The 13,998-nt window shown below is 69.6% G+C and carries 13 protein-coding genes and 1 pseudogene; 6 read left to right on the top strand and 8 right to left on the bottom strand.

Annotation, left to right across the window (positions count from 1 at the left end; genetic code table 11):
- Positions 1-48 precede the first annotated feature (48 nt).
- Positions 49-1,092 carry an alpha/beta hydrolase family protein gene (locus CFB49_RS12020; RefSeq protein WP_089435291.1) on the bottom strand — a complete coding sequence of 348 codons (1,044 nt, stop codon included), beginning with the start codon at positions 1,090-1,092 and terminating at the stop codon, positions 49-51.
- A 283-nt stretch (positions 1,093-1,375) separates the two neighbouring features.
- Here CFB49_RS12020 and CFB49_RS12025 point away from each other — a divergent pair, with 283 nt between their 5' ends.
- The 3 genes from CFB49_RS12025 (at position 1,376) to CFB49_RS36765 (ending at position 3,828) form a co-directional block, all read left to right on the top strand.
- A complete protein-coding gene (locus CFB49_RS12025) occupies positions 1,376-2,317 on the top strand; it encodes a LysR substrate-binding domain-containing protein (protein WP_089491386.1) in 942 nt (313 codons plus the stop codon).
- A gap of 165 nt (positions 2,318-2,482) precedes the next feature.
- Positions 2,483-3,715, top strand: a complete 1,233-nt coding sequence (locus CFB49_RS12030; protein WP_089491387.1) for an MFS transporter — start codon at positions 2,483-2,485, stop codon at positions 3,713-3,715.
- Entirely contained in the window at positions 3,706-3,828 is a 123-nt protein-coding gene (locus CFB49_RS36765) for a hypothetical protein (protein ID WP_059832810.1), read from the top strand. The genes CFB49_RS12030 and CFB49_RS36765 overlap by 10 nt, the downstream gene beginning before the upstream one ends.
- Before the next feature lie 22 nt (positions 3,829-3,850).
- Here CFB49_RS36765 and CFB49_RS12035 read toward each other — a convergent pair whose 3' ends face one another.
- Positions 3,851-5,329 carry a cryptochrome/photolyase family protein gene (locus CFB49_RS12035; RefSeq protein ID WP_179234890.1) on the bottom strand — a complete coding sequence of 493 codons (1,479 nt, stop codon included), beginning with the start codon at positions 5,327-5,329 and terminating at the stop codon, positions 3,851-3,853.
- Between the two features lie 317 nt (positions 5,330-5,646).
- A complete protein-coding gene (locus CFB49_RS12040; RefSeq protein WP_069617763.1) occupies positions 5,647-6,627 on the bottom strand; it encodes an acetyltransferase in 981 nt (326 codons plus the stop codon).
- A gap of 572 nt (positions 6,628-7,199) precedes the next feature.
- Between CFB49_RS12040 and CFB49_RS12050 the strand changes: the two genes are divergently transcribed.
- Together CFB49_RS12050 and CFB49_RS12055 are read left to right on the top strand one after the other, a co-directional pair.
- Positions 7,200-8,567, top strand: coding sequence for an MFS transporter (locus tag CFB49_RS12050; RefSeq protein WP_089491388.1), 1,368 nt, complete (start codon positions 7,200-7,202; stop codon positions 8,565-8,567).
- Positions 8,554-9,603, top strand: coding sequence for a lactonase family protein (locus tag CFB49_RS12055; protein WP_089491389.1), 1,050 nt, complete (start codon positions 8,554-8,556; stop codon positions 9,601-9,603). The genes CFB49_RS12050 and CFB49_RS12055 overlap by 14 nt, the downstream gene beginning before the upstream one ends.
- A 59-nt stretch (positions 9,604-9,662) precedes the next feature.
- On the opposite strand, the gene CFB49_RS12060 is transcribed toward CFB49_RS12055, so the two are convergent.
- A complete protein-coding gene (locus CFB49_RS12060; RefSeq protein WP_089491390.1) occupies positions 9,663-10,700 on the bottom strand; it encodes an AraC family transcriptional regulator in 1,038 nt (345 codons plus the stop codon).
- A gap of 247 nt (positions 10,701-10,947) precedes the next feature.
- Between CFB49_RS12060 and CFB49_RS12065 the strand changes: the two genes are divergently transcribed.
- Positions 10,948-12,057 (top strand): fatty acid desaturase, encoded by a 1,110-nt coding sequence (locus CFB49_RS12065; protein ID WP_089491391.1) that lies wholly within the window; start codon positions 10,948-10,950, stop codon positions 12,055-12,057.
- Positions 12,058-12,075: 18 nt separating this feature from the next.
- Here CFB49_RS12065 and CFB49_RS12070 read toward each other — a convergent pair whose 3' ends face one another.
- The 4 genes and pseudogenes from CFB49_RS12070 to CFB49_RS12085 form a co-directional block, all read right to left on the bottom strand.
- Positions 12,076-12,696 (bottom strand): HAD family hydrolase, encoded by a 621-nt coding sequence (locus CFB49_RS12070; RefSeq protein ID WP_089491392.1) that lies wholly within the window; start codon positions 12,694-12,696, stop codon positions 12,076-12,078.
- 122 nt (positions 12,697-12,818) lie between these two features.
- Positions 12,819-13,361: a hypothetical protein gene (locus tag CFB49_RS12075; RefSeq protein ID WP_249190658.1), complete on the bottom strand. Its 543-nt coding sequence runs from the start codon at positions 13,359-13,361 to the stop codon at positions 12,819-12,821.
- Positions 13,362-13,423: 62 nt separating this feature from the next.
- Positions 13,424-13,709 (bottom strand): annotated as a pseudogene (locus CFB49_RS12080) (virulence factor); the annotation flags it as partial.
- A gap of 22 nt (positions 13,710-13,731) precedes the next feature.
- Positions 13,732-13,995: a PAAR domain-containing protein gene (locus tag CFB49_RS12085; RefSeq protein WP_034207808.1), complete on the bottom strand. Its 264-nt coding sequence runs from the start codon at positions 13,993-13,995 to the stop codon at positions 13,732-13,734.
- Positions 13,996-13,998 lie beyond the last annotated feature (3 nt).

A 13,998-nucleotide genomic window follows, 5' to 3' on the forward strand; every position in this document is an offset into this window, starting at 1 on the left:
CTGACCGGGACGCAAACAGGGATGCGCGCCGCGTTCGTAGGCGCCCGCTCACCCGCTCGCGGCCCTGCCCGGCACACCGCTCCCCGTCACCCGCCCGCGCGACGCCGGGTGCAGCGCGTGCACGACGCCCGGCGCATTGGCCGGCAGTACGCCGTGTTGCAGCCAGTACAACGCGACCGGCCACAGTGTGTCGGTGAAGCGGCTGTGGAAAAACGCGAAATGGCCGATCGCGTCGACGCCGATGTCGGCCGGCGCGATCCGCAGGTGCGTGACGTTGCTGCCCGTGTAGTAGCCGGCCAGCCGTTCGATCGCGGCGACCGTGCCGAACGCGTCGTCGTCGATGCCGACCGCGAGCATCGGCGCCGACAGCCCCGCGAAGCGCGCCGGCAACGCGGCACGGCTCGCCGCGCCGTCGTCGAGCACGCTGCCGAGGTAGCCGTCCTCGAAACGCGGCTGCGAACGCGCCCACGACAGCGCGATACCGCGCGGCGTATCCTCCATCCAGCCGAGCCGCTTCGCGGGCACGTAGCCGAACACGGCGGCGAGCGCGGGCATCGCGACATGCCACTTCCACCACATGCGGCGGCGCTCGGCGGGCAAATAGTCGCGCCAGTACGCGTACTGCGCGCCGACGGTCACCGCATGCCGCACGTGCACGTTCGATGCCGCGAGGCCGAGCACGCAGCCGCCGATGCTGTGCGCGACCACGTCGAGCGGCTGGCCCGGAAACGCGTCGCGCGCGTAGTGCAGCGCGGCTTCGCAATCGAGCCGCCCCCAGTCGAGCCAGTTCGCGCGCAGCTTCGCGAGCTGCGCCGGACGCGATCCGCCGATGCCGCGATAGTCGTAGACGAGCACATCGCGCCCTTGCGCGAACAGCCACGCCGCGAAACGAAAGTAGTAGTCGCAGCGGACCGACGTCGCGCAGTTGACGACCGTCACGGGCCGCGCCGCGGCGCCGCCGCCGCGATGGCGCCACACGTGGCCGCGCAGTTCGTAGCCGTCGGCCGCGCGCAGCGTCACGGGTTCGGGCGGCAATGCGCCCGCCGCGCGACTACCCGGCGCAGCCCCGCCTTCGTCGTTCGAAATCGTCATCGTGTCTCCTGTCGACCCCAGTTAGCGCTTTAGCGCTTACTGGGGTCCCATGCATCGCGGTCGACCCCAGTTAGCGCTTTAGCGCTTACTGGGGTCCCATGCATCGCGGTCGACCCCAGTTAGCGCTTTAGCGCTTACTGAGGTCCCATGCATCGCGGTCGGTCCGAGTTGGCGCTTCAGCGCTGACTCGGCCCCCTCCTCCGCGATCAACCCGCCTCCATTGAACTTGACGCGCGCCGCGTTCTCAACCAATCTTGCTGCTCCGTTCGCATGAGTCACGCGCATGTCAACGCCACTCGTCCGTCTCCCGTCGCTCGATCTCGTCCGCGGTTTCGTCGCCGTCGGCCGCCGCATGAGCATCACGCTCGCCGCGCAGGACCTGTGCGTCACGCAGTCGGCGGTCAGCCGCCAGATCCATGCGCTCGAAGCGCATCTCGGCGTCGCGTTGCTGCAGCGGGGCTACCGGAAGATCGCGTTCACGCCGGAAGGCGAGCGGCTGTTCCGCGTCGCCGATGCGGCGCTGCACGGCCTGCAGGACACCGTCGCATCGCTCGCCGCCGCGCGCGAGCGCCAGCCCGTGACGATCACCGCCAGCATCGGCGTGACCGCGCTGTGGCTGCTGCCGCGGCTCGGGCGGCTGCAGGCGCGGCTGCCCGGCATCGACCTGCGCGTCGCCGCGAACGACAAGGTACTCGATTTGCGCGCCGAGGGCATCGACCTCGGCATCCGCTACTGCCCGCGCGAGCGCGCGCCGGCCGGCGCGCTGCACCTGTTCGACGAGATCGTCGTGCCGGTCGCGCATCCCGCGCTCGCCGCGCGGCCGGTCACGAGCGCGGCCGCGATCGCCGATCGCGTGCTGCTCGAATTCGACGGGCCGCCGCAACCGCAGTTGCAGTGGCACGCGCACCTGCACGCAGCCGGGCTCGGCGACGCGCGCCCGAAAGGCGTGCTGAGCTTCAACCAGTACGACCAGGTGATCCAGGCCGCGATCGCCGGCCAGGGCATCGCGCTCGGCCGGCTCGCGCTCGTCGCGCCGATGCTCGTCGACGGCCGGCTCGCGGTGCTCGGGCCGCACACGCAGACGCTGTCGCAGACGTACGGTTACTGGCTGTTCCAGCATGACCCGGCCCCGCGCCGCGAAGTCGCCGACGTGCGCGACTGGATGCTCGCCGAAGCGGCCGAATGCGATGCGGCGATGCACGCGCACGACACGACGTCGGCCTGAGCCGGCGGTGCGGATGCGCGTGACCGCGGGCAACCGCCGTCGCCCCTTCGCATTCCCGTCACGCATGTCAACCTGACCGAATGATCGCTTGAGCGACGGCCGACCCGCTCGTCTAATCGGATCGAGCGCGACCGTTTCGCCGCGCGCCTTCATCCGGAGACACGCATGACCCCGATCGAGCAGGAAATCCGGCGCCGCTGGCTGCCCGTGCTGGCAGGTGGCCTGATCATGGGCGCCGCGCTCGGCATCCGCCACGTGCAGGGCCTGTTCCTCGCGCCCGTGTCGCTCGACCACGGCTGGTCGCGCGAGGCGTTCGGGCTCGCGCTGGCGCTGCAGAACCTGATCTGGGGCATCGCGCAACCGTTCACCGGGATGATCGCCGACCGCTTCGGCTCGGTGCGCGTGATCGCCGTCGGCATACTGCTGTACGCGACCGGGCTCGTCACGATGGCGCAGGCGGCCACGACCGGCCTGTTCACGGTCGGCGCCGGGCTCGTGATCGGCGTCGCGCTGTCGGGCTCGGCGTTCGCGTCGATCTACGGCGCGCTGAGCCGCCTGTTCCCGCCCGATCGGCGCGGCTGGGCGCTCGGGGTCGCCGGCGCGATCGGCGGGCTCGGCCAGTTCTGCATGGTGCCCGTCGCACAGGAACTGATCGGCGGCATCGGCTGGCGGCACGCGTTCATCGCGCTGGCGCTCGTCGCCGCGCTGCTCGCGCCGCTCGCCGTGCTGCTGCGCGATCGGCCCGCGCAGGCGGCCGGCGCCGCCGCCGGCCCCGATCAGTCGATCGGTGAAGCCGTGCGCGAGGCGTTCGCGCATCGCGGCTTCTGGCTGCTGAATGCGGGCTTCTTCGCGTGCGGCTTCCAGCTCGCATTCATCGCGACGCACCTGCCGGCGTACCTGCTCGACCACGGGCTGCCGGCGCGCCACGCGAGCATCGCGCTCGCGCTGATCGCGCTGACCAACGTGGCCGGCACCTATGCGTGCGGCCACCTCGGCGGGCTGCTGCGGCGCAAGTACGTGCTGTCGGTGCTGTACCTCGTCCGCGCGCTCGCGATGGCCGCGTTCGTCGCCGCGCCGCTGTCGCCCGCGAGCGTCTACGTGTTCGCGGCCGTGATGGGGTTCACGTGGCTCGGCACGGTCCCGCTGACGAACGGCGTGATCTCGCAGATGTTCGGCGTGCGCTACATCGCGACACTGTTCGGCTTCGTGTTCTTCGGCCACCAGCTCGGCAGCTTCTTCGGTGTGTGGCTCGGCGCGCTCGTGTACGACGCGACGCACTCGTACCTGCCGCTGTGGACCGGCTCGATCGCGCTCGGCGTGCTCGCGGCGCTGCTGCACCTGCCGATCGACGACGCGCGCGTCGCGCGTCCGGCCTCGGGAAACGCGGCATGGGCATGATCCGCGCGGCGCTGGCCGCCGGCACGCTCGCGTTCGTCGCGTGGTGCGGCGCGGCCTACTTCGACGCGGGCGTCGCGTACGCGCTGCTCGAGCACGTCGCGTTCTGCAATTGATGCGGCAAACCGCAGCGGGCGCTCAGCGGCGCTTCGGCAATGCGGCCAGCGCATCGAGTGCACGAGCGCGCGCGGCCGCGTGCTCGACGAGGGGCGCCGGATAGTCGACGCCGAGCCGTACGCCGGCCGCTTCGAGCGCCAGCGGCGACGCTTCCCAGGGCGCATGGATCGATGCGTCGTCGAGGCCGGCAAGCTCGGGCACCCAGCGCCGTACGTATGCGCCGTCCGGGTCGAACTTCTGCCCCTGCGCGACCGGATTGAAGATGCGGAAATACGGCGCGGCGTCGGCGCCGCAGCCGGCCACCCATTGCCAGCTCGCCGCGTTGTTCGCGGGATCGGCGTCGACCAGCGTGTCGCGGAACCACGCTTCGCCCGCGCGCCAGTCGATCAGCAGATGCTTGATCAGGAACGACGCGACGACCATCCGCACGCGGTTGTGCATCCAGCCGGTCGTCCACAGCTCGCGCAGTCCCGCGTCGACGAGCGGATAGCCGGTTCGCCCGCGCTGCCACGCACGTAACGCGGCGGGATCGTCGCGCCACGGCATCGCATCGAACTGCGCGCGGAAGTTGTCGGTCGCGAGCGCCGGGAAGTGATACAGCAGCGTGTAGCTGAATTCGCGCCAGCCGAGCTCGCTCAAGAACTTGTCGGCGTGCGTCGCGTACGCCGCGCCGCCTGCGTGCGCGGCGCCCTGCACCGCATGCCATACCTGTCGCGGCGACACGTTGCCGAAGCGCAGGTACGGCGACAGCCGGCTCGTCGCGGGGCGATCGGGACGGTCGCGCGCGTCCGCGTAGCCGACGAGCGCGGTCGTCACAAACGTGTCGAGCTGCGCGTGCGCGCCGGCTTCGTCGGGCGCAGGCCATGCGTCGCGCAGGCCACCGGCCCAGTCCGGCGCATGCGGACGCAACGCGAGTGCGCCGAGCGACAGCGCACGGTCGCGCACGGCTTGCGGCCATGGATGAAACGCGATCCGCCCGGGTGCCGGGAGCGGCGCGGCGACGGTGCGATCGCGGCGCGCCGCGCGCCAGTACGCGGTGAAGACCTGGTACGGGCCGCCGCTGCCCGTCAGCACCTCCCACGGCTCGTTCAGCAGGCTGCCGTTGCTGCTCTCGACCGTCACGCCGCGCGCCTTGAGCGATGCCTTCAGCGCCGCGTCGGCGTCGCGTTGCGGCTGCGCATAGCGGCGGTTCCAGTACACGGCGGCCGCGCCCGTGTCGCCGACGACCCGCTCGATCTCGCGCTGCGCGTCGCCGCGCAACAGCAGCAGGCGCCCGCCATGTCGCGCGAGCGCGGCGTCGAGTCCGGCCAGCGACCCGTGCAGCCACCAGCGCGCCGCGCCGCCGAGCGCGGGCCCGGCGCCGGCGCCCGTGTCGTCGACGAACACGCAGACGACCGGCCGGCCGGATTCGACCGCGCGCGTGAGCGCGGGCTGATCGGTCACGCGCAGATCGTCGCGGAACCAGACGATCGCGGGAGCAACGGACGGCTTGGCAGACACGGGCAGGCACCTCGATGGCGAACGCAAAGGGAGACGCGTATTGTCGCGGCTGCGCTGCGCGGTGTCGACGCCGGCCGTCGCGGTCGGCACGCCATGACGACACTGCGCGCGACCGCACGATCCGCTTCAATCCGATGGAAATCGCGCCACCGAACAACGGCACGCATGGAATGTTTCACTGTGTTGCGCGTCGACCGGTTCGTGCACATCACGCATGGCCGACGCATCGCCGAACACATCGATTCACGCGTGCGGCGGGCCGACAGGCGACCGCGCCCGCCGGCGCGACCGGCTGATCCGGTCAACGACGCGTCGCGTCAATCGAGCCGGAACGCGGCCTCGAAGCGCTCGGCGAATGCGTCGAACTCGGCTTCCGGCAGATGGTTGATGCCGCCTGCGCACTTGCGCCCGCCGCCGGTCGCGAAGCCGCGGCAGAACTCGTCCGCGCCGATCGGCCTGCCGTCGGGCACGCGTACGCTGACGACGAGCCCGCCGCCCGCTCGCGGCGACAGCACCGCGAGCGCCGCATGCGGCGCGTCGCGCATCCGCTCGTTCGCGAGCATGCCGGTTGCGCGCCGCGCCCACGGGTGATCGGGCATCCGGACCAGCGTCGCGCCCGGCACCTCGCGCAGCGGCGCGAGCGCGCACGCGCGCGCCATGTCGTCGCGGTAGCCGTCGCGCAACGCGGCGAACACGGCCGTCTCGCGCACGAACTCGAGCGGATCGACGCACGGCAGCATCGCTTCCGCGAGCGCCGCCGGATCGAAATGCAGATCGCCGACGCACTCGCCGTAGGCGTTGTAGTTCAGATAGCGCCCGAGTTCGGCGAGCACGCCACGCTCGGCGTCGTCGACGCCATGCTCGCGCGCCAGCGCGTCGCCGAGCGCCGGCAGTTCGTCGCCGAATGCCGCGACGATCGCCCAGCGCACGTACCGGCCGCCGAGATGGCGGTTCACGATCGCGCTCGTACAGACGTCGGCCGCCATGTCGATATGCGCGTCGAAGCGCGGATGGTCGGGCAGCTCGCCGGCAAAGTGATGGTCGAAATAACGGACCGTCGCGCCGTCTCGCAGCAGCCGCGCGCACGCGTCGCGGTTCTGGTCGTGCGACACGTCGAGCACGGTGACGATGTCGCCCGCGCCCGCGTCGATGCGCTCGAGCAGCCTGATGTCGCGCTTCACGCCGGTCACGAGCGTGCCGTGCACACGTTCCGCGAGCCGCAGTTGCTGAAGCGCGCACAGACCGTCCGCGTCGCCGTTGAACGCGAAGACATGCCGCGCGTACTGGTTGTCCTGCATGATCCGTCGCTCCATCGTCCGCGCATGAAATCCGCCGTTCGCGCGAGTGGCGCGCACACCGAACGCGTGCGCCCGATATTTTGCCGTAATCGCGCGCGCCTTCGATACAGCGTAGCGGCGCTCCCCTGCAAACGGCTTGCGGGTCGCCCGCATGTCGTTCGTCACGATCGCGTTGCCGCCACTTCATGCGCGGCACGACTTCCCCCATGAGCGCCGTCGTGCGAAACACGCGGATATCGGCACTGCCCGTCGAGGTCGTTTTCTCGGCCTGCTCCCGAACCGTACCGCGCACGAATGCGCCGCCCCGATCGCGGGCTTTCACGCCGACGCGGACCCGCTCCGCGTCTGGCGATCAGCGTAACGTCGCTCCATGTCATACGTCATCAGATGTGAAAGTGTGCGCTTGTGATCGCCTGATTTCTTCACAAATCGGAAATTTTCGGGGTAAACCCGCGACGTCATCCCGGTCGCACCGGCGTACCATGTCATACGACGACGTACTACATAAACCGCCACCTTCGACGCCGACGCGGGCTGCCGCCCCGTCCGCCGCCGCCCGACCGGAGACACCGTTGAACCCGCCCTCGTCCGCCCTGCCCGGCCGCGACCCGCTCGCGTCCGCCGTCTCGAAAGTGAAGTGGCACGTGCTGCCGCTCGTGCTGATCATGTTCATCGCGAACTACATCGACCGCGTAAACGTCGGCTTCGTCGATCGCCATCTCGAAGCGTCGATCGGTATCGGCGCGGCCGCGTACGGGCTCGGCGCCGGGCTGTTCTTCGTCGGCTACGCGCTGTTCGAAGTGCCGTCGAACCTGCTGATGCAGCGCTACGGCGCGCGCATCTGGCTCGCGCGGATCATGGCGACGTGGGGCATCGTCGCGGCCGCGATGGCGTTCGTGTGGAACGACACGTCGTTCTACGCGCTGCGCTTCCTGCTCGGCGCCGCCGAGGCCGGCTTCTTCCCCGGCGTCGTGCTGTATCTGTCGCAATGGCTGCCGCCGCAAGAACGCGGCAAGGCGATGGCGATCTTCCTCGTCGGGTCCGCGTTCGCGTCGGTGCTGTCCGGGCCCGTCACCGGCGCGCTGCTGTCGATCCGCGGCTTCGGCCTCGCAGGCTGGCAATGGATGTTCCTGATCGAAGGGCTGTTCTCGGTTGCACTGTGCGGCGCGAGCTGGCTGCTGCTGAAATCGCATATCCGCGACGCGACGTGGCTCACGCCGGAAGAACGCACGGCGCTCCAGAACGCGCTCGACGACGAGCGCGCGACGCGCGACGTCCGCTCCAACGTGCCGGTGCGCGCCACCACGCTGCTGCGCGATCCGCAGATCATGCTGTTCTGCTTCCTCTACTTCTCGATCCAGCTGACGATCTACGCGGCCACGTTCTGGCTGCCGACCATCATCCGCAAGATGGGCGGGCTCACCGATTTCCAGGTCGGCCTGTACAACACGATTCCGTGGATGATCGCGATCGGTGCGATGTACGGCTTCGCGGTGCTGTCGTCGAAATGGAAGCATCCGCAGCGCTGGCTCGCGTTCGCGCTCGTGCTTGCCGCGTGCGGACTGTTCACGTCGACGTCGCCGAATCCGGTGTGGTCGTTCGCGTCGATCTGCTTCGCCGCGCTCGGTTTCAAGGCGGCTGCGTCGCTGTTCTGGCCGATCCCGCAGGGCTATCTCGACACGCGCGTGGCCGCGGCCGTGATCGCGCTGATCAACTCGGTCGGCAACCTCGGCGGCTTCGTCGCGCCGACGGCCTTCGGCTATCTGAAGCAACATACGGGTTCGATCACGGGCGGGCTGTATGCGCTCGCGATCGCTTCGCTCGTCGCCGCGGTCGCCGCGCTGTTCGCGCGCACGCACCGGCGCAGCGATCCGCCGCGCGGCCGGCCGGCCGACGAATCCTTCACGCACGCTTCGATGCTTCGCCATGCCGAACACTGACCGCCTGACCGTCGTCGTCTCGAATGCCGTCGACGGCGACCTCGCCACGTTCTCCCTCGCCGGCGACGGCACGCTCGCGCCGCTCGCCCGTTATCCGGCCGCCGACGCCGCGATGCCGATCGCCGTGCAGGCCGACCGCACGCGACTCTACGTCGCGACGCGCGGCAAGCAGCCGACGATCGTCGCGTTCCGCGTCGCCGCCGCCACGGGCGCGCTCGCGCGCATCGGCACGACCGCGATCGACGCGAGCCATGCGTATCTGTCGCTCGACCGCAGCGGCCGCTGGCTGCTCGGCGCGTCGTACGGCGGAAGTTCGCTGAGCCTCTACGACGCGGCGCGCGTGCGCGACGGCGACGGCACGCCGCTGCAAGTCGCGGGCGGCATCGCGAACGCGCATGCGGTGATCGTATCGCCGGACAACCGCTTCGCGTACGTCAGTTCGCTCGGCTCGGACCGGGTGTTCGGCTTCGCGCTCATCGAGGACGCCGCCGGCGTGCGCGCGGTCGAACACGGCGAAACGCGCGTGCCGGCCGGCTTCGGCCCGCGTCACCTGCGATTCGCGGATGACGGCCGCACGCTGGTCGTCGTCAGCGAATTCCAGGGAACGCTCGCGACCTTCGCCCGCGACACCGACACCGGCCGGCTCGGCGACCCGCGGCTGAGCGCGCGCCATCCGGCCGTCGCCGAACTCGCGCAAGGCCATGCGCGCCCGCCCGCCCCCGCCGAACCGTCCGTGTGGGCCGCCGATCTGCACCTGACGCCCGACGAGCGTTTCGCGTACGTCAGCGAGCGCACGTCGAGCCGGTTGCTCGGCTATCGCCGCAACGAAGACGGCACGTTCGAGCCCACTCACGCGACGCCCACCGAGACCCAGCCGCGCGGGTTCGCGATCGATCCGTCGGGACGCTGGCTCGTCGCCTGCGGCGAACAGTCGGAGCACGTCGCGGTGTATGCGATCGCGCCGGGCGACGGCACGCTGTCGCTGCACGCGCGCGTGCCGGGCGGACGCGGCGCGAACTGGATCGCGATCGTCTGAAGGTCTGAAAAAGATTCGGCCCCTGCGCGGGAACCGGCACGCCGATGCGGGTGCGGCGTTCAGCGCCGCGCGCTCGGCGCAACGCCGGTCCAGCGCTTGAACGCGCGCGTGAAATTGGCGCGATCGGTATAGCCGACGCGCGCCGCGATCTCGTCGACCGGCAGCCGCGTGCCTTCGAGCAGCCGCAGCGCGTCACGCAGCCGGATCTCGTCGAGCAGCGCCGAATAGGTGGCGCCGTATTCGGCGAGCCTGCGCTTGAGCGTGCGCGCCGATACATGCAATTCGCGCGCGACGTCGTCGACCGACGGATAGCCGCGTTCGCCGCAGATCAGCAGGTTGCGCACGCGCTCGACGATGCTCTCCGCGTAGCCGAGCCGCGCGAGTTCGGCCTCGCACTGCTGGACGATCATCTGCGCGGTCTGCGCGTTCGCGGTGCCGATCGGCTCGTCGAGCAGCGCGGCGTCGCAGCGGATGCGGTTCGCGCTCGCGTCGAAATGGCAGCGCGGCAGCCGCGCGCGATAGCGCTCGAACCACGGCGGCTCGGGCCATTCGAAATGGAGTTCGGCACGCGATTGCAGCGTGCGCCCCGGCGTCGGGTACAGCAGCGAATTGAACAGGATCGCGGTCTCGACCAGAAAATTTTCCACCGCGAACTGGCGCAGCCGGCCGAGCGGAAACGCTTCGAGCACGTCGATGTCGACGATGCCGTCGAGCTGCGCGAGCCGCACCGAGAAAAACGGCACGCGCGTCGGCAGGTAACGGATACCGAGCGCGAGCGCCTCGCCGAGCGTCGCGCAGCTCATCAGCCCGAAGCCGATCAGCCCCGCTTTCGTCAGGCTGCTGCGCAGGCCGATCTCGATCGCGATCGACGGATCGTCGGTCGCGTCGAGCAGGTTGAACACGATCGCCGCCTGTTGCAGCGGCGTGATGCGCGCATCGGGCTGCGCGAGCCGGTCGCGCCCGACGCCCGAGCCGGCGAGAATGCGGCCGCCGTCGATGCCGCGCTCCTCGGCCAGCATCAGCATGAACAGCGCATACGCGGACGACACCGTCGCCTTGTTCAACTGGCGCGCGGCATCCGGAACGGACGAGGCCATGCGGCGAACTCCGGAGCGGTTTCGGCGGATTGTAGCGTCGCTGGCCCGCAATGACACCGCGGCGGCACTCTAGCGGGCCGACATCCGCTCGGGCGGCCGCCCGACGGCCAACCTGGCCCGAAATGACACCACCATTGGCACCGACGGCCCTCGCCCGCGTTCCCGCACGCGCCTATGCTTGTCGCATCGGCATTGCGCCCTACTGCATCGGCATTGCGCCCCACCCTTTCCGAATGGATCCCGCTCGATGAGCCAACCCGCACGAACCGCCTTTCGCCACGACGCAGACAAGGTCGCGTACGTCCGCCGCGAAGTCAACGCCGCGAGCGATGCGATCCGCGCGCGCTTTCCGCTGCTCGACAACCAGAACCTCGTCGGCGCGACCGTGATGGCCGTGTCGGTGAGCGCGATGCTCGCGATCGCCTGGCTGTATGCGCGCGGCGCGATCGCATGGTACGTCGCGCTGCCGCTCGCCGCGTTCGTCACGTCGCTGATTCACGAGCTCGAGCACGACCTGATCCATCTGATGTATTTCAAGAAGACGCCGTGGGCGTATCACCTGATGATGGCGCTGTGCTGGCTCACCCGGCCCGGCACGATCAATCCGTGGACGCGCCGGCGCATGCACCTGCATCACCACAAGGTGTCGGGCGGCGAATCGGATCTCGAGGAATTCGGCATCACCAACGGCGAGCGCTGGGGCGTGAAGCGGCTGCTGATGATCGCGGACGGCATGCTCGCCGTCGTGCTGCGGCCGGCCGCGATGCGCCGCAAGGTGAAGCAATACGTGGCCGCGCAGCCGGTGCAGGACCCGTCCGAGCGCCTGCAACTGCGCATCGAGCAGGTGTCGTCGTACATGCCGATCGGTCACCTGTACTACACGCTATGGCACGTGTTCATCGTCTATCACGTCGGCCTGTTCGCGCTGCATGCGTTCGATGTCGCGGTGACGGTGCCCGCCGGCGTCGAGCGGGCGATGAGCGTCGTCGATTTCCTCGCGGTGGTGTGGCTCGGGCCGAACTTCGTGCGCAGCTTCTGCATCAACTTCGTCAGCTCGAACATGCATTACTTCGGCGACATCGATTCACGCAACGTGATCCAGCAGACGCAGGTGCTGAACCCGTGGTGGATGCTGCCGTTCCAGTTGTTCTGCTTCAATTTCGGCAGTACGCACGCGATCCATCACTTCGTGGTGCGCGACCCGTTCTACATCCGGCAACTGACCGCGCGCACCGCGCATGCGGCATTACGTGAAGTCGGCGTGCGCTTCAACGACGTCGGTACGTTCGCGCGTGCGAATCGCTGGGGCGGCTATCGTCCGCCGCACGGCACGCGCAACACGCCGGCCGACGCGTAACGCCGGCGGCGCACCGCATCAGTCGCCGATCGGCGGCATCGGCCCCTGCCCGCGAATCCATGACCAGTTCGCGAGCTCGGCCATTTCCTTGTCGCCGCGGCTGTCGCCGTACGCGAACAGGCGCTTCGGCGGCCGGTTGCCCCACCATCCGCGCAGCCGGACGACCTTCTGCGGCCCCCAGCAATTCTCGCCGTCGAGCCGCCCGGCGAAGACGCCGCGCTCGAACGCGAGCCGCGTCGCGAGCACCGCGTCGAAGCCGGCCGTCTTCGCCCACTTCTCCAGATACAGCGACGGCGACGCGCTGACCAGCACGACTTCATGCCCGCGCGCGCGATGCTCGCGAATGCGCTCGAGCATGTCCGGACGCACGAGGTTCGGCAGATAACTGTCGACGAACGTGCGCGCGTGCGCATCGAGTGCGTCTTCGCGAATCGGCCCGAACGCGAACGACGCGAACTTCGCCTTCGCGGCGCCGCGCGACAGCCACGCGGCCTTCATCGCGACGATCCACGGCAGCGCGCGCAGGCCGGCCCACGCGAAACGCGGCGTGCCGACCGCGTAGCGGACGAAATGGCGAAAGCTGTCGGTAGTCGTGATGGTGCCGTCGAAATCGAAGGCGGCGACGATGCGGTCGGTCATGGAGAATCGGCGGGAAAGCGATGAGATGCCCGGGAAGATAGCAGACTCGCGGCCGCCCGCGCGAAACCGTCAAGCTCGACACGGGCCGCGCGCGCCGCCGCGCGTGCGGTCGCATGGTTCGGTCAGCGCGACGGCCGCGCAGCCAGCGCCGCCGGCAGCACGACGTTCATCAGGTGATCGGCGCGCGACAGCAGGTCGGTCACGCGCTCGTCGAGCCCGCGCAGTTGCGCCGGCTGCATCCGGATCTGCTGGACGGCCTGCCCGACGATGTTGCGGCGGTCGAACAGCGTGCGCTCGACGCCCGTATCGTCCGGCGTGCGCACGACGTCGGACACCGCACTCAGCGCCGCGAGCACGACCACGAGATTCTCCTCCGCATGACGGACCTTCGCGGCGAGTTCCTCGGTACGGCGCGGAAAAAAGCCGAGCGACTGCTTGAGCGCACCGAGCGCCGCGCGATAGTCGACCTGGCCCGACGCCGCACCGAACCAGCGTTCGAACATGCCGGCCTTGCGCGTCGCCTGCGCGAGCATCCCGGCCATCATGTCGGCCGCGCCGAGTTCGTTGAATTCGCGCGTCGTCGCCGCGATCGCTTCGACGAGGTTGCCGGCCGTCTCCAGTGCGCTGTCGCCGATCGTCGCGACCGTCGCAAGCTTCAGCGGCACCGGTTGCCGGATATGCCGCTCGATGCGCGGCGCGTAGTCGGGATAGAGATTCGGAAAGCTGGCCGGACCATATCGTCGTTGGCGTTCGGTTTGACTAACCCAAGCGTCCACAGCAATTGCCACTCGGTCGGATAGTCACGACGCCGCAGCGGATCGAGCCATTCAAGTCCGACAGCCTGGGCAACAAACGGCACAGCAGGCACACCTTCGACAGATTGCGCCGATGTGGCGCTCGTCTCGGTCCGCAACGGCGGCCCCGACAAGAGTGTTGCCATGACGATCGAGACGCACCCGATGCGTCTCGCAAGTGTGAAGCAGTGCAGGAATAGTCCCGATCGAACCGGCCAATCGAGCACGCCGGTCCGGTAATTCATTCCCGTCCGGACGACGCCAGACTCGAAATCAACGTCGCACCACACGACGTTTTGTGCCCATCGAATGCGGCCGGTTTCCCGTCGACGATGACCTTCGGATCGCCTTCGGCGATAAAGCAGGCCTGATGGCCCGCGATCGGACAGACACACGTATCACCGAGCCGGGCGACCGGCCGCCCCATTACTTCGCTGACCGCACTGCCGGTCACGACCTGACCGCCGTGGCTCGTTGCGTCGCCGACTCGAATGATTCCGCGCATGCG

The sequence above is a fragment of the Burkholderia sp. AU17457 genome (assembly GCF_002223255.1).
GTDB lineage: Bacteria > Pseudomonadota > Gammaproteobacteria > Burkholderiales > Burkholderiaceae > Burkholderia > Burkholderia sola.